The following is a 21,132-nucleotide window of genomic DNA, read 5'->3' on the forward strand; positions in this document are numbered from 1 at the left end:
AAATTGGCTTATATCTACCTAGGTAAACCTTTTAGCAATACAACTTGTGATGCTTGGTTGTCCTCATAGGCACTGTTAGTATGACCATCTAGTGCTTTAAAATCTTCACTTCTCCAGTAGTGAGGTTGTATGTTTAATAGGAAAGTATTTGGCTCTCCTACTTTATCAGAGATATCTATAAGTGCACCAAATTCTCCACTTAAACCAGTACTGTTATCGTCTGCTAGGTCTTGACGTACTACTAGCTCAAGTACTTGCTGTACATTTGTACCGCTTAAGTCTGATTGGTAAATGTATGCAGCATGACCTCTTGAAAAAGAGTTAGGATCTTCTTGTACGTATACAAAGTTCTCTGTAACACAGATGTTATCTGGACTTTGTAAAGCAGCTAGATTACCATCTGCGTTATTTGTATCTGTATTTCCACTTATGATTTGTGTAAGCTTTCCTTCTAGTGGATTGTTTTCATCAAGAGCAAGTTTATATACTGTTCCCCAGTCATTATAAGTTCCTCTTCCTGGACCACGACCAGTTACTGCAAAGAATACATTTCTTCCATTTGCATCAGATCCTGTTCTGGTAATCCACATCTTCTACACGCATAAATTGTGCAGCAAATACGTCATTACAAGCAGTTTCCATTTCGTTCTTAGTAAGTGCAGCACCATTAGGGATTTCTACAAATTCTACATCGTATTCTACTTGCAAGTCTAAAGAAGACTCATTGTAAGAAGTGTCAGGCATAACGTCTTGTACACCTCCCATTCCATCAGATACTTGCTTAAAACGTAATACGTAGATAGAACCTCCAGTAAAATCTGCATCTCCAGCAGTAGAGTAATACATTGATACTTGACCTTCTGAGTTACTTGAGTCATCATCACCACCCATAATTACAGTAGCTCCAGAATAAGCATCTTTAGGTAGCGGAGTTGCATTTTCCCAAGAAAATTCTCCTAGTGCATCTAGTCCAAAATCTGCTTGTGGTGTTGGAGTAGAAGTTCGTGGGTCTATAGCTTTTACATCATAAGCAATACTTTCTGACGCAGATAAGAAGATATCTTCATCACCTCCATGAATATCTGCTTCCCACATAGTAGCGCTACATTGTCTTGCAAAGTCAGCCACTCCAGAATCCAGTAAGTAATCTCCAGAGATAGGTACTAGATTTTGATCAAAGCGTATACGAGCAACTGCATAACTATCTTCACAGTTAGTCACATATATGTAATCTTCACCATCTACTAAAAAGCCAGCACCATCTGCAGATCCTGCAAGTTGAAAATCTCCACCTATAACATCAGGAGTAGATACTAGTGAGTATGCTTCTACGTAGTTAAATTGCGGTGACATTGCAACTAGTGGTGGTGTTGCAGATTTATCTGAAAATATTGTAGTTCCCATTTCAAAATCTTCTCCGTCTTCTCCGTCTTGCCCATCTGCACCGTCTGCACCATCTTGGCCATCTATTCCGTCTACACCATTTATACCGTCCATTCCATCTTCGGCATCATCACAGCTTGTAAAAAGAACACCTGTTCCTGCTATAAATAGCATTGTTAAAAAAATTGACTTTACTTGTTTCATTTTTGTTGAATAATTAGTTGATTATTAGAATGGTTTAAAAGTAGTCTCAGAGTAAAGGTGTAAACGTTACCTAATCGTAGCCTTTCTATTAAAAAAGAGTTTATTTTATGTAAAGCCTTAACTGTTTAGTAAAACGAGATTTTACATTAAGTTAAAATGCATTATCAATAAATCTTATATTTTTTAAAGGAAAATGAGAGGTACGCTTTCGCGAAAGCAAAACTAAAGACATTGATATTCAGTTGAAAAGAGGGTGGTGGTGGTAGTTGTGAAAAGCAGAAGTACACAATTTTTGTACCTGCTATTAACATTTTATCTCAACCACAACTATTAACTTTATAGTAAAAACTAGCGATGACGACTATACTTCCAAACAGACTTGAACGAGCCTTGTCAAGATTATATGCTGCTTTTTCTGATGGCAGCCTCCATCCAGGTTGCTGCACAGCTTGTGCAGTAGGAACTATTTGTGACAATAAAGATATGTGGAAGCATATGACAGATGCTCACGGTTCACTTGTACTCAATTATGTAGGGAGGGTAAATGAAGCCTTTGGCAAACGTTTTTATGGGTATTTGCCTAGTGAGTTACTTCAGATTGAAGCTGTATTTTTACGAGCTTGTGGTTATGAGTTACCTATAAGCCGCCGCAGTATGAAACCAACAAATCCACAAGGCGATGAGGTAATGTTTAATGGGATGCGTGCCGTTATTCATTACTTATGCGAGCTCGATGGAGTGCAAGACGTAATGGATATTCAAAAGCAATTTTTTCTTGCTACTGCAGTAAAAAAGGCGTTAAGTGATGTTTAGTAAGCTTGCGTTTAGACAAATAGTAATATAAGCGCTAGTGCAATTCCTCCAGCAACAAAGAGCATTCCTTTTCTATAAATAGGACTTGATGGAATAAACATCCAGAATGAGGATACTACAAAGAATAGTAAACTTAGACCAAAAAAGATGTTTAAAAAATACAAAGGGTCTCCAGATTTAGCTTTATGAAAATGGGTGAGCTTATCAAGAATAAAAGGCAATTCTTTTTTAGAATAGACAACCGCTCCCGTGGCGCTATTATACGTACCTTCTTTAAAGTAAAGGATACCGCTTTCTTCTTTAGTAACCTTGAGTCTCTTATTATTTACAGCCTTGGCAAGTGATTGAGCAGAGAGGTTTGGATCAAGCGTTTTTTCTATCACAACCGTATTCTTAAAAGTATCTGAGTCTCTAAAGATTAATACAATTCCGCTTATCGCATAAACCGCCATGATTCCTGCTAAAAAGAAGCCTAGGTATCTGTGAAGAATACGCATTTTAAGTGAAGTAGATTTTTTACGAGCCATGTATCTTTATTTAGGAGCGAAAGGTATAAAAAACTAATGCCGTGTAAAAGCAGAAGACTTGTAAAAGTGTTAAAAACACTGATTACTATTTATAATGTGTTTTGTAGAAAACTACACTAGTTTTAGTCTGCTATGTTTTTCATTTTCTCAACATCATTTGCCTTGCGTTGCTCTTCTTTTTCTACAAATTTCTTATGTTCGAGATGTGCATAATGATCCTTCTTACGACTATATATGCTTTTGATACCGTCAGACTTGCCATAAAGTGTTACTTCGTCATGTGGTAACATTTTAAAACTACCTGATGGAGATCCAAAGTAACCAGCGCCTTCACGCTCCACACCTAGCACAGTGATTCCTTCTTCTCGTAAGTCTAGTTCTTGTAATGTACGATTGCACATCCAGCCATCTGTATCCACAGTAGCCTTTACAATTTTAAAATTATCTTTTAGGTGTAATACAGCAGCATAATCTTGAACTTCTAGGTCTGTATACTTTTTCAGCATCCTATTAATTATTTTAGATAAGCCACGGTTAACATACTTACTTCGTATTCCAAACCATAACAATAGAATACCGCCCACAATAATTAAAAACCCATAAAATCGACTAGCATTAGAATCTGGTAGTACGAAGGTGAGGATCAATGAAGACATGGCAGTAACGATACCTGCATTACCTATGAGCATTAAATTATAAATAATTTTACGGCGCACAGGGTGGTTCATAATATTTTCAGTTTCCTCTGTGCTTAATCCTGTACCAGTATAAGCAGATCGTGATTGAAACTTGGCACTTTCTTCTGAGAGCCCTGTGTGTACTAATGCAATAGTAGAAATCTTTGTGATTAATACAGAGATAGTAATAATAAGGAATAGAGAAACAGCTGCGATCATATGTGGTGATTCTAGAAGCTACAAAGCTAGTTATTAATCATAATCTTCTTAAAAAATTTGCGTTCATTCAGGCGCTATTTATGCCAGACTATTAAGGTAAAAGGCAATGACCAGACCTAGAGCAGTTGCAATACCAGTCCAGTATTTATCTTCTTTAAAAGCCTTTGGAAATACTTCAATGGCGAGTGAGGCTACGACAGCACCTCCTGCAAAGCATCGTATGTTATTGAGAATATCTTTAGAAACATTTTCTAGAAAGAAGTAGCCTATTAGCGCAGCTGCAGAAAGTAGTAAGGCTGTTCCCGTCCATAATATGAGAATTGTCTTTTTTGACCTACCATCTTCTTTCATTTCTTTTGCTCCACCTGCGGCTTCGGGAAGGTTTGATAATAAAATAGATCCTGAGAGTGCTGCCACAGCAAGTGGGTCTGCGCTTATAAGAGCTACACCTAACGCTAGGTTTTCGGGAAGACCGTCTAAGGTTATGGCTGCTAGAAGACCCGCGCCTCCGCTTTTTGAACTCCACTTTTCTTTTACATAAAAATCTAAACCAGTAAATACCAAAGCCCCTATAAAAACAAATAGCAGCGGTAGCAGTACATCACCATCCTCCATAGCTGGTTCTATAAGCTCTAATACTGCAGATACGATGAGTGCTCCTCCAGCAAGTGCAATGAGAAATCCCTCTGTTTTTTTCGATAGTTTGCCATATAATCCCCACATTGCACCAGCAACTAGAGATATTGAAACAACAAATACAACGAGAATGGTAATAAGCATAATGAAAAAGATATTTTGGCTTTAAGCCAACTAAAAATTTTTAAATCTATGTACGCTAGTGTGCGATTATGAGGCTGTTTTATTAGTTCGCTTAAAATAATCGATTACGTGAAGGCTCGTGAGTCCGTGAATGAGAATGCTAAAGAGAACTACATAGCTCACAATCCCGAATAGCTCGTCATACTCTGTAAAATCGCCATGTATCAAAGCATAACTAAGATAAAAGAAACTCCCTATACCGCGTATTCCAAAGAAACTAATAGCCCATTTTTTTGCCCTTGAAAAGCTTGTAGTAAGCATAGCGAGGTACCCAAAAATAGGTCGCAACACGAGTACAATAACTAGACTAGCTATGATACCGTCTACATCTGTATATGATAAAATACCTGATACTAGTGCGCCACCAAAAAAGATAGTCCACAGTGCGACGAGTAATTTTTCTGTCTCCTCTGCAAAGTGCAGCATGGAGGTGTTTACATTATCATCTGCAGATTTGCCGCAGTGATATTGCATAAAAACGCCGGTAGCAAACACACTTAAAAAGCCGTAGGTGCTCAGTATTTCCCCTAGGCCATAGGAAAAGAACGTGAGTGCGACCGCAATAAAACCATTGAGTATATATTTTTGATGTTCTTTACTGTGATAGTGTACCACCCAGCTGTATATAAACCCTATCAAGGCGCCTACTAGTAGACCGCCTATAATTTTAAATAAGAAATAATAACTTATAAAGTGTAACCAGTCTATTTCTTGAAAACTACTAGCCTCGCTCCATAATATAGCTAAGAAAACAAATGGAAATGCAAACCCGTCATTGATTCCAGCCTCTGCAGTAAGTGTGTATCGCAAACCTGTATTTCTTTCTTCTAAATCCTGGCGCTCTTCTAGTTGTAACTCACTAGCGAGCACAGGATCTGTAGGAGCAAGCACTGCTGCGAGAAGTAAAGAAACTGGGCCATTGAGTCCTAGTAAATAGTGAGCAATGGCAAAGATGGCAATCATGCATAAGGGCATTGTAATCGCTACGAGCGATAAAGGTTTTTTCCAATCACTCCACTTATAACTCGTGCCTATTTTGAGCCCAGCCGTCATAAGGCTTATAATCACAATAACTTCACTTACAATCTTACCTGTTTCTAACTCCCATAGCGGATCTGGCCAAGGTAAAGGAGCACCCGCAAAAAATAATATCATACCTAATAGTAGTAGTGGTATGATATAAGTGATTTTTATTTTTTTTGAATACACGGGAATAAACGCCATAAGCGAGATGGCAAAACCGGTGCATGCTAGCGCAACAAAATAAGGAGGGGTTTCTACGATTAACGCCATAAAGCTAGTTGTTTTTATTATTTACTCTAACTCTTTCCTCAAGAATCGCAGGAGGAGGTATAGGTGCCAGTCTACTTTCTTTAATCTCCTTTTCGTTCACATTTATTTTTATCTGGAGTTCTTTGATTTTAATGGCGAGATACTCTTGATATGCATTTATCACCTCTTCTTTTGTTTTATAAACCTTTCCTTGATGTCCTTCAATTCTCAAAAAATCATGTTCATCTACAGAGATCTTAGAAGCGAAATGTTGCTTTATCTCTTTTAAACTATTGATAAGAAATTGCCTTTCTAGTTGGTCTATGGTGGTATCGCAATCATTACACGGAGCATCCAATACCCGTGTTAAACGATCTTGATCTTCAAAATAATCAAGCACATTATTGAGTTTCTCAGATGGTCGAGGGACAGCTTCTGTAGATATCTTAAATGAAACGCCTGGTTTTTTTGTTTTCTCACGCTGAGAAAAAGCTGTGGTAGCGATACATAGTACTAAGAGAGTAGTTGTTATTTTCATAATAATGCAATAGTCAAATGAGTGCTTTTAGAATATCAAGTACGCTCAAGAAGCATATAATATGGAAAGAAGATACTACTTTTCTGCTTTATCGTTCGTTTTTTTAATAATCAGAATGCGTGATAGCCATTGTTTAAGACTTGGTCAGTAACTCACGGCAGTCAGTTTTGCTCTATTTCGGTTTCAATAGTGATATTAAAGGTTGCACCTGGTGAAAGCGTTTTATAAGAACCTTTTTTAGTGATATCGATACTTTCATCTTCACTATCTGGAAGTCCTAACCAGGGTTCAATACACACATAGTCTGCACCAGGTTTTGACCATAATGCCAGGTTTGGATAATCCTTAAAGCGCACGATAACACCTTTCTTTTTATCTTTTTTACGCAGTCGTACCCAGTCATAATTAATGTCTGTAAAGATGAGCGCATCTTCATTAAAGATCGTTTCTGAGAGTGGTAATTGGCCGTTATCAGTTTTAATAGGTCGTGTTGTAGGAGATAATAATCCACTATCTCCTAGTGTGCGAGACTCAAGATTAAGTGGCTCTGGAAACTCAATGACATAATCAGATAGTGCAGTATGCTCATCAAGCGGGCAAGCATAAGCAGTGTGACCACCACATGCAAAATGCATAGGCACGGTATCATTATTTGTAACCGTATAGGTCATTAACAACCGATACTCAACAAGGGTAAAGCTTACGCGAAAATGGAACGTATATGGATACTGTCGTAATGTTTCATCAGAACTTGTGAGCGTAAAAGAACAACTAGACGCGTCGTGTTGCTGAAATTCAAGCTGCTCATTATTTCTTATAATTCCATGCTTAGTCATAGCATAGTCTTCTCCATTAAAAACAATCTTGTTCTCCTTGATATTACCAATAGCAGGAAACAACACCGGCGAACTACTTCCCCAAACTGAAGGATCAATTTGCCAGATGTATTCTTCACCAGTCTCCTTATTAATTAAAGAACGTATTTCTGCCCCTTTTGAAGTAATGGTACAGATGAGGTTTTCGTTTTGTATGGTGTGGAGCATGGTTATGTATTTTTTGTTGGTCCATTTATTAGATTATCGTCACGTTTTCTTATTTCCCATATTAAAACTATAACTACAATTATATATCTAAGTATAGGTATGAATGCCAAATTTGCAAGAAGTTGTAAATTTTCTTTTTTTAGTTCATAAAAGTTGTCAAACTCAGTTGGAAAAGTACTAATCAAAAATCCAGTGCCGAAGAAGGATGATAGAAACTGTAGTGTGATAATTATAAAAAAGATGGAAATAAAACTAAATAACCATTTCTTACTATTTATGATAATGGATAATTTGACATACTTCGCACATACTACTATAGCGATTGTAAAAATAACAGTACCCGTTATTTCAGGCACCCATAAAGAGCTTATCGAATTAGAATTGAAAATTATTAGCAATTGTTCTATCACATATTTAATTAAGTGAGAGAATTCTAAAATTGAGAATAGACCAAATGCTCCTATTCCTAAAAGGCTTATAAGTGTGTGTTTATTTATTTCCAAAGTAGTCTTTTTTATAAATCTACGTGCTTTCTTTAGGATTTCAACTTTTATGCACAATTTAAATCGGCTGTATCCTCTGTTTATATGAATGGAGTAGGTGTTTGAGGAATCAAGTTTTCGCGAAAGCGTAAAATTTTAAGATATAATTAGCATTTATACTACAAGACACCTTAACATAAATTCTGATATTATACTGCTTTTAATAATTATATGTTAAAAACGCAATAAAACAAACAATTCAATAAAACCTAAGACCTTATGAAAAGACGAAATTTTGTCCAACTCGCTGGTATGGGAGCAGGTGCCTTAATGGTGCCATCGATGATGCTGGGAAACAATATCCCAACAGAAGCACTGCTCGAACCAGGAATGGACGTACTGCTTAAAAAACAAATGGCAGATGTCGCCCTTAATACGGCAAAAGGTTTAGGTGCTTCATATGCAGATGCTAGAATAGGGAGATACCTAAACCAGTTTGTGCGCACGCGTGAAGATAAAGTGCAAGGCGTTGTAAATACCGAATCTTTTGGGATAGGGATACGCGTGATTGCAAATGGTACTTGGGGTTTTGCATCTACTAATGATGTGACGCCAGATGGTATCCAGAAGGCAACAGAGCAGGCAGTAGCAATTGCTAAGGCTAACTCAAAATTTCAAACCAACCCAGTAGTGCTAGCTCCAGAAGCTTCTTACGGAGAGGTGAGCTGGAAAACGCCTATTAAAAAAGACTTTAAAGAAGTACCGGTATCTGAGAAGGTAGAGCTGTTGCTTACGGCAAATGCTGCTGCGCAGTCTAATGGTGCAAACTTTGTAAACTCTGCGCTCTTTATGGTAAATGAGCAAAAGTATTTTGCCTCTACCGAAGGGTCATATATTGATCAAGATGTGCACCGTATCTGGCCTACATTTGGCGTGACGGCTGTAGGTGGTGGTAAGTTTAAAACCCGCCAGGCTATGAGTGCTCCTATGGGACTTGGGTATGAATACCTAGATGGTCTTGAGTCAGAAAAACTTGAAGGTCCGCAAGGATTGAAGTTATATAGAAATAGCTACGATATTATAGAAGATGCTGCCATGGCGGCAAAGCAGGCTAAAGAAATGCTTACGGCAAAATCTGTAGATGCTGGTAAATATGATCTTGTACTAGAGCCTAACCACTTAGGTCTTACCATTCACGAGTCTGTAGGTCACCCTACGGAGCTTGATCGTGTACTTGGGTATGAGGCAAACTATGCAGGAACAAGTTTTGCAACCATAGATAAGTGGAAGTCTAAAAACTTTAAATATGGTAGTGACCTTGTAAACATTGTAGCAGATAAGCAACAAGTGGGATCACTAGGAGCTGTAGGCTGGGATGATGAAGGTGTAAAAACCAAGCAATGGGATATCATACGTAATGGTGTGCTGGTAAATTACCAGGCAATACGTGACCAAGTACAAATGATAGACCAGAACGAATCTCATGGATGTTGTTATGCGCAAAGTTGGAACGATGTACAGTTCCAGCGTATGCCTAATATCTCGCTAGAGCCAGGTAAGGAGCCGTATTCTATTAACGATATGATTAAGGATGTAGAAAAAGGAATCTACATTGCAGGGCGTGGATCTTATTCTATTGACCAGCAGCGATATAACTTCCAGTTTGGTGGTACCATGTATTACGAGATTAAGGATGGAAAAATAGTTGGGATGCTCAATGATGTAGCATACCAGTCTAATACACAAGAGTTCTGGAATTCTTGTGCAAAAATATGTGATCAGAGTGACTACCGTCTCTTTGGATCATTCTTCGACGGGAAAGGGCAGCCTTCACAAGTGAGCGCAGTATCACATGGAAGTGCCACGACACGATTTAATGATATTAATGTTATCAACACGGGTCGTAACGTTTAATCGTCAATTTTTAAAGAAGAAACACAATGGGAATATTTTCAAAAGAAGAGGCAAAAAAAGTAATGGAGAAAGCAATGAGCTTCTCTACTGCAGATGCCTGCGTTATAAATTTAGGCGGTAGCGAGAGTGGTAACATCCGTTATGCACGTAACTCTGTTTCTACCTCAGGACACCAGTCTAACCAGAGTCTTGCGGTCACTGCAAGTTTTGGTAAAAAATCAGGCACAGCAACCATAGACGAGTTTGATGATGCGTCACTTGAAAAAGTGGTAAAACGTGCAGAAGAACTTGCAAAGCTTGCTCCAGAAAACCCTGAATTTATGGAGCCATTAGGACCGCAAACGTATGACGAGTCAAAAACGTATGTAGAGGCAACGGCAAACATGACTCCAGAGTATAGAGCACAGGTAGCGGAGAGCAGTATACAACCAGCCAAAGCAAATGATGTAACCGCAGCTGGTTTTCTAGATGGTGGTGCAGGCTTTAGCGCGATGATGAATTCTAACGGACTGTTTGCTTATAACAAGTCGACTAACGTTGAGTTTACAGTAACCATGCGATCTAACGATGGTACGGGTTCTGGATGGGTAACAAGAGATTTTAATGATGTGTCAAAATTTGACGCAGCAGAAGCTTCAAAAGTTGCTATTGATAAGGCAGTAATGTCTCGTGAAGCAAAAGCAATCGAGCCAGGTAAGTACACCGTAATTCTTGAACCGTCTGCCGGATTGGGATTACTTCAAGGACTCGGTCGTTCTATAAGTGCACGATCTGCAGATGAGGGAAGAAGCTTTATGTCTAAAGAAGGTGGAGGAACAAAATTAGGAGTCAAAATTGTAGATGAGCGTGTAAACCTATGGTCAGATCCTCTTAATGAAGAAGTGCCAGCAGGTACTTGGAACGGAGAAGGACAACCGCTTAAAAAGACGAGCTGGATAGAAAACGGAGTGGTAAAAAACCTTGCATACGATCGTTTCTGGGCAAAAGAAAAGGGTGTAAAGCCAGTACCGTTTCCTAGTAATTTTATCATGGGCGGTGGTGATGCATCTCTAGAAGATCTCATCAAGTCTACAAAGAAAGGGATCCTCGTTACAAGACTATGGTACATACGTTCTGTAGATCCTCAAACATTACTGTACACAGGTCTTACCCGCGACGGAACTTTTTACATTGAGAACGGAAAAATCAAGTATCCTGTAAAGAACTTCCGCTTTAATGAGAGTCCTATTATTATGCTTAATAATCTGGAAACTCTAGGCAAGCAAGTACGCGTAGATGGTAGTTTAATCCCGTATATGAAAATACGCGATTTTACATTTACCAGTCTTTCAGATGCTGTATAAAATCATATAAATTATATAAGACTGGTTATCACAAAAGTGGTAGCCAGTTTTTATTTTAGGTTCGCTTTCGCGAAAATATTATTAATCTGAGATATCATTACATTGAAAATAGTTCCATTTTCGTTATTAGTAGTATGTTTTTTAATCATATCCTGTCAAGAAAAATCTGCTTTTTTAACTAATTGTCTGTGTAAACAGATAGATGTGAAAGAAGGGATTAGAGTAGATGATAATATTGGACGATTTAGTTTTGAGGTTCCAAATGAAGATTGGGTGCCATATTTTCATACAGATCATTTAAGTAATGGCGTCACAGTAGGCTTAATTGATGGGGATAATTTTAAAACCTTTAGTATTACTGAACTAACGAAAGCTGAGAATTGGAAGAGTAAAGAAAATACTCAAGCTGATGTTGAAGCAAATTTTAATATTATCGAATCGGGGCGCATTGTTATTGACGGTCAGGAATCTCTTTGGAATTTAGTAGATTTTAATACTGATTCGATACCATCTTTATCTCTTTACGTGACTGTTGAGCATCCTACAGAAAACTGGTTTTACACGTTAAACCTTTCTGTGAGTACAGATAAATATGGTAAAAAAGATTTGTGTGAACTTGAAAATCTAATTTTAAGATTTAGAACAAACTAATGCCAAACAAATTCTTCTTTACGCGCTTGCAATACGAATCTGGAGACTGGGACGTAGATCAGCGTATGCCTTCTAATTTGCTCAACTCACTGGTAGAGTATACCACCCTTGCGGTAGATACTACAGAGAACATTATCTCACTAGCGAGCGATGAGATTTTTAAATGTCCGTTTTGTTATATCTCAGGACATAAGCTCGTACAGTTCACAAAGAAGGAAAAAGAGAATTTTAAAAAATATATAGAAAACGGAGGTTTTGTTTTTGCAGATGACTGCAATCACGACATCGACGGATTATTTGCCAAATCATTTGAGCGCCAGATGGAAGAGATTTTTGGTCAAGATGCATTAAAAAAGATTCCCAACGATCACGAGATTTATAACGTCTTTTTTGAATTTGAAGACGGTCCACCCACCACAAGTCAAGAACTAAACGGCTGGGGAGATGATCTCGTACATGAGTACCTAAAAGCCATTGAGGTTAATGGAAGAATAGGAGTACTGTACAGCAACAAAGATTACGGCTGCGAGTGGGATTATGATTTCAGAAACAAACGTTGGTATAAAATTGATAACACAAAATTTGGAGTGAATATCGTGATGTATGCATTGACATCATAAATCGCCAACATCTCCCTGACTCCCTCTTCAAAGAGGGACACTGTTGCGATAAGAGTTTGCTTTTGCTTCGCAAAAGCAACTTAAAAAGTTCCCCTCTTCGAAGAGGGGCTAGGGGAGATGTTTTACAGGAGAAGCTAAGAGGAGAGTAATATTGATAAGATGAACCCAAACATAGAATTTTCCCACCCTTCAGGGCGGGGAGAGGAAAATTCAGAAAGAGAAAGTAAACAGCCAACATCTCCCTGACTCCCTCTTCAAAGAGGGACACTGTTGCGAGAAGAGTTTGCTTTTGCTTTTGCTTTGCAAAAAGCAACTTAAAAGTTCTCCTCTTCGAAGAGGGGTTAGGGGAGATGTTTTACAGGAGAAGCTAAGAGGAAGAAAATGATGTTTTACAGGAGTAACTAAGAGAAAGAGTACAATATTGAAAAGAACAACCAAGTCCAGAATTTTCTACCCTTCAGGGTTGGGGAGAGAAAATTTGGAACAGAGATTTAATAAGGTAAAACTATGAATAACACACTAACCGAATTACAACAAGAAGTAACCACACTCACTGGGAAGCTTAAAGATCTTAAGAAAGAGATTGCAAAGGTGATTATTGGTCAAGAGGAAACGGTAGAGCAATTGCTTATTACGTTTCTTGCTGGTGGTCACGCCTTGTTAGAAGGAGTTCCTGGGCTTGCAAAAACTTTGATGATTCGCACCTTGTCACAGGCGATAGACTTGGATTTTAAACGTATCCAATTTACGCCAGATTTAATGCCTTCAGATATTATTGGGACAGAGATTCTGGAGGAAGATCAGGCTACGGGTAAAAAGTTTTTCGAATTCAAGAAGGGACCTATTTTTGCAAATATCATCCTAGCCGATGAGATTAACCGTACACCGCCAAAAACACAAGCTGCATTACTGGAAGCGATGCAAGAATTTGAGGTGACCTATTCTGGTAAAACTTATAGTCTTGAGCGTCCATTTTTTATACTCGCAACTCAAAATCCTATTGAGCAATCGGGTACATTTCCATTACCAGAGGCGCAGCAAGATCGTTTTTTGTTCTATATCAAAATAGGATATCCTACAGCAGCAGAGGAAACTCATATTTTAAAAAGTACTACGAGTGGCGTTAAGCAGACAGTGCATTCTGTACTCACAGGAGCAGATATTTTACGACTACAGCAACTTGTAAGAGAGGTGCCTATAAGCGATAATCTCATTGATTTTGTAAGTACGATAGTACGTGCGACCAGACCAGAAACTACCACAAATGACTATGTAAAACAATGGGTAGGCTGGGGCGCAGGCCCAAGAGCGGGGCAGGCAATGATTCTTACAGCAAAAGCGAGAGCGCTCTCACAAGGTAGAATGGCAGTAACACTAGAAGACATTAAAAATGTGGCCTTACCAGTATTGCGTCATAGAGTGATTGTCAACTTCAAGGCAGAGGCAGAAGGGATTACATCAGACCAAGTAACCACTCACTTACTTAAAGAAATAAACTTAGCCTAATCAGCATAATAGCAGCAAAGAATAAATATGCCAAAAGACGATTATAAATCGCTACTTAAACCCGAAGTGATAAACAGAGTTTCTGGATTATCACTTATTTCGCGCGTTATCGTAGACGGTTATCTGTCTGGACTTAATAAAAGTAGGCGAGTAGGGGCTGGGTTAGAATTTAGTCAATATCGAGGCTATGAACCTGGTGATGACCTCAGGTTACTAGACTGGAAAATGCTTGCTCGTTCCGGTAGATATTACATCAAGCAGTCAGAGATAGATACTCATATCTCTGTGAGATTTATAGTAGACGCAAGCATGTCTATGCTTCATAAGGAAGGTGATATTTCAAAAATAGAATATGCAAATGTGCTCGTGGCAAGTCTTGCACATCTAGCACAAACGCAAGGTGATGCGATAGGTTTACTTACGGTAAATAATCAAAAGTTAGAAGCATTGCAGCCGGCTATTGGGAAGCAGCATTTTAATAGATTCTTGTACCAATTATTGCAATTAAAAAATCAAGGCACTTGGCCTAAGCAGTTGGCAAGTGAGAAGCTACATAATCGTAGTCATAAAGAACTTATATTTTTCATTACAGATTTTTATGAAAAGGACGAAGAAATTATAACAATGATTAAACAGCTTAAAACTGCCAGAAACGAAGTCGCAGTGTTGCATTTGCTAGGTAAGAGCGAACTAGAATTTGATTACAAAGGACAAGTTATTTTTGAAGATCTTGAAACTGGTGCTAAGGTCAAGGTAAACGCAAAGTTTGCAAAAGCTACTTATTTACAAGCGCTAGAGCAATCTATGAGTAATACCAAGGAAGCGTTACTTACTAGCGGTATAGACTATGAGTTATTTTCACTAGAAGACCATATTGGCGAAGCATTGCATTTATTCTTAAAAAAGCGAAGCGCTATTTTTTGATATGACACTACTACAGCCATCATATCTCTGGGGACTACTCGCACTCGCAATCCCAATTATCATCCACTTGTGGAGTCGCAAGAAAGTGCGCACCATCAAAGTGGGCAGTATACAATTTATCGCGCCTACAAAATCTAAAGAGAGTAATAGTATCCAGCTTAATGAATGGTGGCTGCTACTATTGCGTTGCTTGATTATTAGCACGCTGGTTGTGATTCTTGCAGAACCTCATATTACAAAAGCTCCCGATAAGGAGGAGGTTGCTTACCTCTTTGAGCCTTCGCTACTTTCCACAGCAGATGGTCTAGCGAGGTTTGAACAAATACCGCTGGAAGGAAGGCGATTATTACAAGAAGATTTTCCACTGTGGGAGACTGGAGATGTAATAGCAAATAAAGAGGTGGTGCCTAATTATTGGCAGCTCGCTAGAGAGATGGAAGAGTTAGCTACAGATAGTATTGTGGTTTTTACACACGCTTTCGCGAAAGCGTTACAAGGCAAAAGGCCTACTATAAAAAAGAACATCACTTGGATTCTTGTGGAAACTAATAAGCAGGATGAGCAGTCACTAGTTGCAATTGCTCGTAAGGATAGTTTAGAAATCATTAATGTGTTAAGCGAGGCACAACTACTTGGTATAAATAAAGAGAAAATAGCAGTACGTGATGCAGCATTAAATCTTGCAAAAGACAGCGTCGAGATCAGAACGAATGGTAATTCTAGAACCATTGCTATAAAAGAGTATTATCCTATTGAGATTACAATTATCTATAATAAAAAACATGATGCCGAACGTAGTTATCTAGAGGCTGCCTTACGTGCGATTAGTCAGTTTACTCAGAGAGAGATTACAATTACTACAATATTAGACGGTGAAGAAATAGATACGACGACTATTGATTATTTGATTGACTTGAGTGATAAATCTATGGTAGCTCGCGAGATGCCTACGCTATATTATCGACCGAATGAAATTGCAAATTCGCTTATTGTTACAGGACCTACAGCAACTACCTCGATACTTACTAAGAAACTAACGCCCAAACTCATAACCGAAGAGCCGCTAGTAACACAATTACTTACATGGCTCCATCTTGACCAAGAATTGAATACAAAAATAACAGACCTTGATAATCGAGTGATGAGTTTAGAGCAACTACAAACCATTAATAGTCCCGCTACCACAATGAAAAAAGAGGTAGAAGCAGATATGTCAAGTATCTTCTGGATACTGCTTTTAGTACTCCTCGTAACCGAGCGCATACTCTCTAGAATACGTAAACAATAATGCAAGAAGGGATAAAACTCATACAGAAGTACATGAAGCGCTGGCAGTTATTGCGAAGCTTAGAAGCCGTGCTTTATGGTGTCGGAGCTGGACTTTGTAGTGCACTGATTACCACAAATCTCTCAATAGGTGTTGTCGCTTTTATAGTAGTAACTGCAATAGCAGTGCTCATGATTAAACCTTGGAGAATCAATCTAAGTACAGTGAGTGCGTACATTGATAAACATCTCGATAATGCCGAATATAGTAGTAGTTTATTGTTGGCCTCATCAGAGGGAATGTCAGGGCTTGCACAATTACAACAACAGAAAATTACCACACTCTTATCAAAGGAAATTACCACTGTCAAACCTAAAACGAGATTGCGATATGCTGCGATTACAGCAAGCGCATTAATACTGGTGGGTGTTATAGTTTTTTATGCATTAGGAAAGAGCATAAATCGTACTAATGGAACTACACCTGAGCGGGAGATTATCACATTTTCTGTGACAGATTCTGTTGCTCTGGCATATAAGCCGCCTATGCTCATTAATCAGAAGCTTACCATTCGTTATCCAGCTTACACAAAACTTGGTTCACGTACTTCTAGTTTGATGAACACAAAAGCTGTTGAGGGATCACAGCTATATTGGCAATTAGATTTTGACAGTAAGGTGAGTGAGGTTATGGTGGAAGGAATAGGAGTTAATGATCAGATGAGGGGTGATGGTACCGCTTTCGCGAAAGCGTACAAACCCACACAATCTGGTTACTATAATTTTAAATTTACAGATACGCTTGGGGCTAGTTACGCATCAGATATTTATGCGATTGAAGTGGTGAAAGACAAGGCACCATTAGTAGAAATTAAAAACATCCCACAGTTCACTTCATTTGATCATGCGGATAATAAAAAGCTCTCATTTACTGCCGAAATAAGTGACGATTATGGAGTGGCAGCAGCACACATTATTGCCACGGTAAGTAAAGGAGAAGGAGAGTCTGTAAAATTTAGAGAGGAAAAGTTGGCTTTTAATCAGTCGGTTCAAGTAGGTGAGAAATCCATGCGATTATCTAAAAATATTAATTTAGATCAGCTGAAGATGGAGCTAGGAGATGAGTTGTATTTTTATGTTGAGGTAAGTGATCAAAAAACACCAAGACCTAATATCACACGTAGCGAGACATACTTTGCAGTAATAAAAGATACGGTGAGCGATGGTTTTGGAGTAGAGGGAACCCTAGGAGCCGATTTGATGCCAGATTACTTTAGGAGCCAGCGACAGTTGATTATCGATACGGAGAAACTCATAAAAGAACAACCACAACTCACAGAAGAAGAGTTTAAAAAGCGAAGTAATGATTTAGGTTTTGATCAGAAAGCATTACGATTAAAGTACGGTCAGTTTATGGGTGATGAGGCAGATTCTGGTATCGCGGTAACTCCAGAAATCTCTCACGAAGATTTTGATGCAGATGATCCCACGGCAGGTTTTAGACATGATCACGATAGTGAGAATGAGCATAATCTTGTTCCAGAAGAACATGATCATGAAGAAAGCGGTGAGGAAGAAGGTGAAAAATCTATACTTGAGGGATATGTGCACAATCACGATGACCCTGAAGAATCAACCCTTTTTACAGAATCCTTGCGCGGCAAACTCAAACAAGCCATGGCCGAAATGTGGGATGCAGAGCTACACCTTCGTCTTGCAGATCCTAAGAAGTCCTTACCTTATCAATACAAGGCATTGACATTAATACAAGACATAAAAAACAGTGCGCGTATCTATGTGCATCGCATAGGATTTGATCCGCCGCCTATTAAGGAAGACAAGCGACTTTCTGGAGATCTCAAGGAGATTGAAAATTTTTACAAAACCGAACAAATAGCGGCTAATAATCCCTATGTAAATATGGAGGAAAGTATTGCGCTTCTTGAAAATCATATTGCTGAACAGACGCCTTTGACAGCTTCAGATAAGACGATACTTGCTAATGCAGGAGAAGAGCTAGCAATAATTGCAATACAAGAACCTGCACGACATCTTAACACCTTGCAACAACTCAAAAGACTCACAGAGGAAAAGCAACAACCAGCAACTACACTGCGACAAGTACAACGCGGTTTGTTACAAGCATTGCCAGTAAATGATGCAATGCCAATTACTCCTAAGCCATACAGAGGAAAACTAGAAGATATATTCATTAAAGAACTACAGACGGGTGATCGATAATATATCATTTATACATGAAGAGTGGATGTTGCCTGTAATTGCTGGCGCCGCAGTATTGTGGGGTCTTTTTATATGGAAAGAACTCCGCGTTACAGGCATTAAATACGTGTTTTTAAAGGCAATAGTAGCTATTATTGCAGTAGCTAGTCTTGCATTGATGTTACTGCAGCCAGTAAAAGCTGTGCCACGTACAATGGGCGTTGGTATAATTCTCACAGAAGCTTATAAACAACAGCAGGTAGATAGCTTACAGGGACTCTACAAGGACATAGAAATTATCAATTATGATGGTGATGGTTTTAATCCCTCACAACTTGAGGCTATAAGTACTGCTTATATACTCGGGAATGGTATTGCTTCTTATGATATTTGGCAATTACGACCTATGGCAACTACCTATTTAACAGGTGAAAGATTGAGCGGTATTACAAAACTTGCTTATAATAAATCTGCAACCGTAGGAGATTCCCTTTCAGTTCGCGGGATTTATTCATTACCTGCAAAAGGGCATCGCTTGTTACTAGAAGATGCTGGAGGAAATACTCTTGATTCGGTAACGGTTTCTGGAGGTGATGCATTTGATTTTGAGTTACAAGCCACAACTTCAGTAAGTGGAAGGTATGTGTATAAACTTATTGAAAAAGACAGTCTGGGTTCAATTATTACTGAAAATCCATTACCTCTAATTATCAAAGAAAAAGAACGCTTAAGTGTTTTAATTATAAATGGTTTCCCCACGTTTGAAACTAAGTACTTAAAAAATTACCTAGCAGACGAAGGGCACGAAGTGCTAGTACGCAGTCAGCTTACCAAGGAACGGTACAAATTTGAGAATTTTAATAGGAAGCAAGGGACTATTTATGGATTTACGAGCGCAAATCTTTCAGCGTTTGATGTGGTGATTATGGACGCTAGTTCTTATAATGGTCTGTCTAGCGGTTCTCGCAGAGCACTTAATAATCAAGTATCGCGTGAAGGTCTTGGTGTATTTATACAGCCAGATTTGGCAGTAGTAAATAATGGTAAACAATTTGGTTTTCGCTTTAAGCGAAACAATAAAAAAGAAGCCTCACTCTCAGCCTGGCCAAAGGTTAAGATGGCTACCCTGGAACATAGTTTTGACGCAGGAGCACTAGTACAACCTATTATTTCAAAAAATGGAAATGTGTGGGCAGCTTATGCTCAGCGAGGTGCTGGCAGATGGGGAAGTACTACACTTACAGATACCTACCAGCTCGTACTTGATGGTAATGAGGCTGCTTACAATTACTTATGGTCTTCTATATTGAGCGCAATAAGCCAGAGAGAATTACCCGTTTTACACTGGGAGTTTCAAGAAGAGCTAGGGGTAAAGAATGCACCTTTTCGCTTTAAGCTACGCACAGCAATACCTGCTCCAAAGGTTCTAGATAGTAAGCAGGTTGCTATATTATTGCGACAAGATCTTTTACTAGAAGATCAATGGGAGGGAACGGTCTACCCATCACAAACAGGCTGGAATGAATTACATCTAGAGAAAGACACCACGGCAATAAGAAACTATTATATTCCTCTTGATACTGACTGGAAAACGCTAAAAGCGTCTACTCAAATTGCGCATAATAAGCGCACATTTACCGAAAAGCAAGAAAGTGTAGCCACTCAATCAGTCTTGAAACCTGTGGAACGTTTATGGTTATTTATCATATTTATTTTAGCTATGGGCTATTTATGGCTAGCACCTAGACTAGAAGGTGGGTGAGACTACTTGCCTTTTTTGAGTGATTATTTAATCTCTAACAAAACATCAATTTATGAGTTCGAAAATTATTTCTAAGCTTTTTGTAATGGCTGGCTTCTCTAATGTGCTAGGTGTTTTACTATTATCTAGAGGGTTAACAAATCAAGTTATGATGGATGCACAGCCAGAAGTAATGGGCTACTTTGGACTTATAGCTATCGTTTTATGGGGACTTGCGTATATAGCAGTAGCAAAAAGTTATGCAGCTGTGCCATGGCTCATAGCGGTATTTGCTGTAGAGAAGTTGGCTTACGTTATTGTATATCTGCAGTGGTTTACAAGTCATTCAATCTCTACAGTATATGAGCGGGACGCCTTTGCAGGAGTGTTTTATAGCATTTATGGTCTTAATGATTTTATCTTTATGCTCTTTTTTGGATGGGTATTTATACGCGTGTTTAGAAAAACTAAGACATAATTATTACTCTTATAATTAAATTGATTTACGATTATCTATAAATCGCAAAAGGCTATCCATATGGATAGCCTTTGCAAAACAATCAGGTTAAATTAAGTATGGTAACAAATCATTACTCAAAACCAAATTGAAAATTTGGGGGAATTCAATCTAATAAACAATCTATAAAAACATCTTTTCTGCAGGGATAATCAAACTCCTTTTTCTATTCTAGTGTCGAGTAATACTCGATATGCTAGGTGAGTAAGTCATTCTGCACTGCTAAATTACCTATACATGATCTTCTCCATCATTTTTAAAATAACAAGTCGTATGTATTCTATGAAATACCTAATTAATCGACAAAATGCATAAAATAAGAGTGTGGAGCTTCTAAGTTTTGAGCTTGATCATTTTATGAAAGAATAGGAAAGATTGAAAAAGCGGGTTGTTGAGGTTCGCTTTCGCGAAAATTGGATAGATTTTAAACTAATTATGATGAAAAAAACCATG

General features: G+C 38.4%; 19 protein-coding genes. 11 read left to right on the forward strand and 8 right to left on the reverse strand.

The window, feature by feature from the left end:
• Nucleotides 1–14: 14 nt before the first annotated feature.
• A complete protein-coding gene (locus D017_RS15480; protein ID WP_225969288.1) occupies nucleotides 15–590 on the reverse strand; it encodes a hypothetical protein in 576 nt (191 codons plus the stop codon).
• Entirely contained in the window at nucleotides 565–1,587 is a 1,023-nt protein-coding gene (locus D017_RS09240; protein WP_225969289.1) for a hypothetical protein, read from the reverse strand. The genes D017_RS15480 and D017_RS09240 overlap by 26 nt, the downstream gene beginning before the upstream one ends.
• Before the next feature lie 354 nt (nucleotides 1,588–1,941).
• Here D017_RS09240 and D017_RS09245 point away from each other — a divergent pair, with 354 nt between their 5' ends.
• A complete protein-coding gene (locus D017_RS09245; protein ID WP_035336137.1) occupies nucleotides 1,942–2,400 on the forward strand; it encodes a hypothetical protein in 459 nt (152 codons plus the stop codon).
• An 11-nt stretch (nucleotides 2,401–2,411) separates the two neighbouring features.
• Here D017_RS09245 and D017_RS09250 read toward each other — a convergent pair whose 3' ends face one another.
• From D017_RS09250 to D017_RS09275, 6 genes are all read right to left on the reverse strand, one after another.
• Nucleotides 2,412–2,927, reverse strand: coding sequence for a PepSY domain-containing protein (locus tag D017_RS09250; protein WP_035336139.1), 516 nt, complete (start codon nucleotides 2,925–2,927; stop codon nucleotides 2,412–2,414).
• Nucleotides 2,928–3,049: 122 nt separating this feature from the next.
• On the reverse strand, nucleotides 3,050–3,823 hold the full coding sequence (locus D017_RS09255) for a TrkA C-terminal domain-containing protein (RefSeq protein ID WP_035336140.1): 774 nt from the start codon (nucleotides 3,821–3,823) through the stop codon (nucleotides 3,050–3,052).
• A 78-nt stretch (nucleotides 3,824–3,901) separates the two neighbouring features.
• Nucleotides 3,902–4,603 carry a zinc transporter gene (locus D017_RS09260; protein ID WP_035336142.1) on the reverse strand — a complete coding sequence of 234 codons (702 nt, stop codon included), beginning with the start codon at nucleotides 4,601–4,603 and terminating at the stop codon, nucleotides 3,902–3,904.
• 66 nt (nucleotides 4,604–4,669) lie between these two features.
• Complete coding sequence (locus D017_RS09265; RefSeq protein ID WP_035336144.1) at nucleotides 4,670–5,935, reverse strand: cation:proton antiporter; 1,266 nt, start codon at nucleotides 5,933–5,935, stop codon at nucleotides 4,670–4,672.
• Nucleotides 5,936–5,939: 4 nt separating this feature from the next.
• Complete coding sequence (locus D017_RS09270; protein WP_035336146.1) at nucleotides 5,940–6,452, reverse strand: hypothetical protein; 513 nt, start codon at nucleotides 6,450–6,452, stop codon at nucleotides 5,940–5,942.
• 161 nt (nucleotides 6,453–6,613) lie between these two features.
• Complete coding sequence (locus tag D017_RS09275; protein WP_051583854.1) at nucleotides 6,614–7,495, reverse strand: aldose 1-epimerase family protein; 882 nt, start codon at nucleotides 7,493–7,495, stop codon at nucleotides 6,614–6,616.
• Between the two features lie 761 nt (nucleotides 7,496–8,256).
• Here D017_RS09275 and D017_RS09285 point away from each other — a divergent pair.
• The 10 genes from D017_RS09285 (at nucleotide 8,257) to D017_RS09330 (ending at nucleotide 20,640) form a co-directional block, all read left to right on the forward strand.
• A complete protein-coding gene (locus D017_RS09285; protein WP_013751485.1) occupies nucleotides 8,257–9,891 on the forward strand; it encodes a TldD/PmbA family protein in 1,635 nt (544 codons plus the stop codon).
• A gap of 26 nt (nucleotides 9,892–9,917) precedes the next feature.
• Complete coding sequence (locus tag D017_RS09290) at nucleotides 9,918–11,234, forward strand: TldD/PmbA family protein (RefSeq protein WP_035336149.1); 1,317 nt, start codon at nucleotides 9,918–9,920, stop codon at nucleotides 11,232–11,234.
• A gap of 204 nt (nucleotides 11,235–11,438) precedes the next feature.
• Nucleotides 11,439–11,885 (forward strand): hypothetical protein, encoded by a 447-nt coding sequence (locus D017_RS09295; protein WP_035336150.1) that lies wholly within the window; start codon nucleotides 11,439–11,441, stop codon nucleotides 11,883–11,885.
• On the forward strand, nucleotides 11,885–12,505 hold the full coding sequence (locus D017_RS09300) for a DUF4159 domain-containing protein (RefSeq protein WP_035336152.1): 621 nt from the start codon (nucleotides 11,885–11,887) through the stop codon (nucleotides 12,503–12,505). The genes D017_RS09295 and D017_RS09300 overlap by 1 nt, the downstream gene beginning before the upstream one ends.
• A 507-nt stretch (nucleotides 12,506–13,012) precedes the next feature.
• The gene (locus D017_RS09305; RefSeq protein ID WP_035336153.1) at nucleotides 13,013–14,011 is read left to right on the forward strand and encodes a MoxR family ATPase; all 999 of its coding nucleotides are present in this window, start codon (nucleotides 13,013–13,015) and stop codon (nucleotides 14,009–14,011) included.
• Between the two features lie 27 nt (nucleotides 14,012–14,038).
• Nucleotides 14,039–14,935, forward strand: coding sequence for a DUF58 domain-containing protein (locus D017_RS09310; protein ID WP_035336155.1), 897 nt, complete (start codon nucleotides 14,039–14,041; stop codon nucleotides 14,933–14,935).
• A gap of 1 nt (nucleotide 14,936) precedes the next feature.
• The gene (locus tag D017_RS09315; RefSeq protein WP_035336156.1) at nucleotides 14,937–16,223 is read left to right on the forward strand and encodes a BatA domain-containing protein; all 1,287 of its coding nucleotides are present in this window, start codon (nucleotides 14,937–14,939) and stop codon (nucleotides 16,221–16,223) included.
• A complete protein-coding gene (locus D017_RS09320; RefSeq protein WP_035336158.1) occupies nucleotides 16,223–18,442 on the forward strand; it encodes a hypothetical protein in 2,220 nt (739 codons plus the stop codon). The genes D017_RS09315 and D017_RS09320 overlap by 1 nt, the downstream gene beginning before the upstream one ends.
• Nucleotides 18,432–20,183, forward strand: coding sequence for a hypothetical protein (locus D017_RS09325; RefSeq protein ID WP_035336159.1), 1,752 nt, complete (start codon nucleotides 18,432–18,434; stop codon nucleotides 20,181–20,183). Before D017_RS09320 ends, D017_RS09325 begins: the two co-directional genes overlap by 11 nt.
• A gap of 52 nt (nucleotides 20,184–20,235) precedes the next feature.
• A complete protein-coding gene (locus D017_RS09330; protein WP_035336162.1) occupies nucleotides 20,236–20,640 on the forward strand; it encodes a hypothetical protein in 405 nt (134 codons plus the stop codon).
• The last annotated feature ends 492 nt before the right edge of the window (nucleotides 20,641–21,132 follow it).

Origin of the sequence: Dokdonia sp. PRO95 (genome assembly GCF_000355805.1) — a bacterium.
Classification (GTDB): Bacteria; Bacteroidota; Bacteroidia; order Flavobacteriales; family Flavobacteriaceae; genus Dokdonia.

Coding starts and splice junctions, on each gene's coding strand:
- D017_RS09255 (WP_035336140.1), bottom strand. CDS start 3,823: ATGATCGCAGCTGTTTCTCTATTCCTTATTATTACTATCTCTGTATTA.
- D017_RS09260 (WP_035336142.1), bottom strand. CDS start 4,603: ATGCTTATTACCATTCTCGTTGTATTTGTTGTTTCAATATCTCTAGTT.
- D017_RS09285 (WP_013751485.1), top strand. CDS start 8,257: ATGAAAAGACGAAATTTTGTCCAACTCGCTGGTATGGGAGCAGGTGCC.
- D017_RS09305 (WP_035336153.1), top strand. CDS start 13,013: ATGAATAACACACTAACCGAATTACAACAAGAAGTAACCACACTCACT.
- D017_RS09245 (WP_035336137.1), top strand. CDS start 1,942: ATGACGACTATACTTCCAAACAGACTTGAACGAGCCTTGTCAAGATTA.
- D017_RS09270 (WP_035336146.1), bottom strand. CDS start 6,452: ATGAAAATAACAACTACTCTCTTAGTACTATGTATCGCTACCACAGCT.
- D017_RS09320 (WP_035336158.1), top strand. CDS start 16,223: ATGCAAGAAGGGATAAAACTCATACAGAAGTACATGAAGCGCTGGCAG.
- D017_RS09250 (WP_035336139.1), bottom strand. CDS start 2,927: ATGGCTCGTAAAAAATCTACTTCACTTAAAATGCGTATTCTTCACAGA.
- D017_RS09265 (WP_035336144.1), bottom strand. CDS start 5,935: ATGGCGTTAATCGTAGAAACCCCTCCTTATTTTGTTGCGCTAGCATGC.
- D017_RS09275 (WP_051583854.1), bottom strand. CDS start 7,495: ATGCTCCACACCATACAAAACGAAAACCTCATCTGTACCATTACTTCA.
- D017_RS09330 (WP_035336162.1), top strand. CDS start 20,236: ATGAGTTCGAAAATTATTTCTAAGCTTTTTGTAATGGCTGGCTTCTCT.
- D017_RS09315 (WP_035336156.1), top strand. CDS start 14,937: ATGACACTACTACAGCCATCATATCTCTGGGGACTACTCGCACTCGCA.
- D017_RS09240 (WP_225969289.1), bottom strand. CDS start 1,587: ATGAAACAAGTAAAGTCAATTTTTTTAACAATGCTATTTATAGCAGGA.
- D017_RS15480 (WP_225969288.1), bottom strand. CDS start 590: ATGTGGATTACCAGAACAGGATCTGATGCAAATGGAAGAAATGTATTC.
- D017_RS09300 (WP_035336152.1), top strand. CDS start 11,885: ATGCCAAACAAATTCTTCTTTACGCGCTTGCAATACGAATCTGGAGAC.
- D017_RS09310 (WP_035336155.1), top strand. CDS start 14,039: ATGCCAAAAGACGATTATAAATCGCTACTTAAACCCGAAGTGATAAAC.
- D017_RS09290 (WP_035336149.1), top strand. CDS start 9,918: ATGGGAATATTTTCAAAAGAAGAGGCAAAAAAAGTAATGGAGAAAGCA.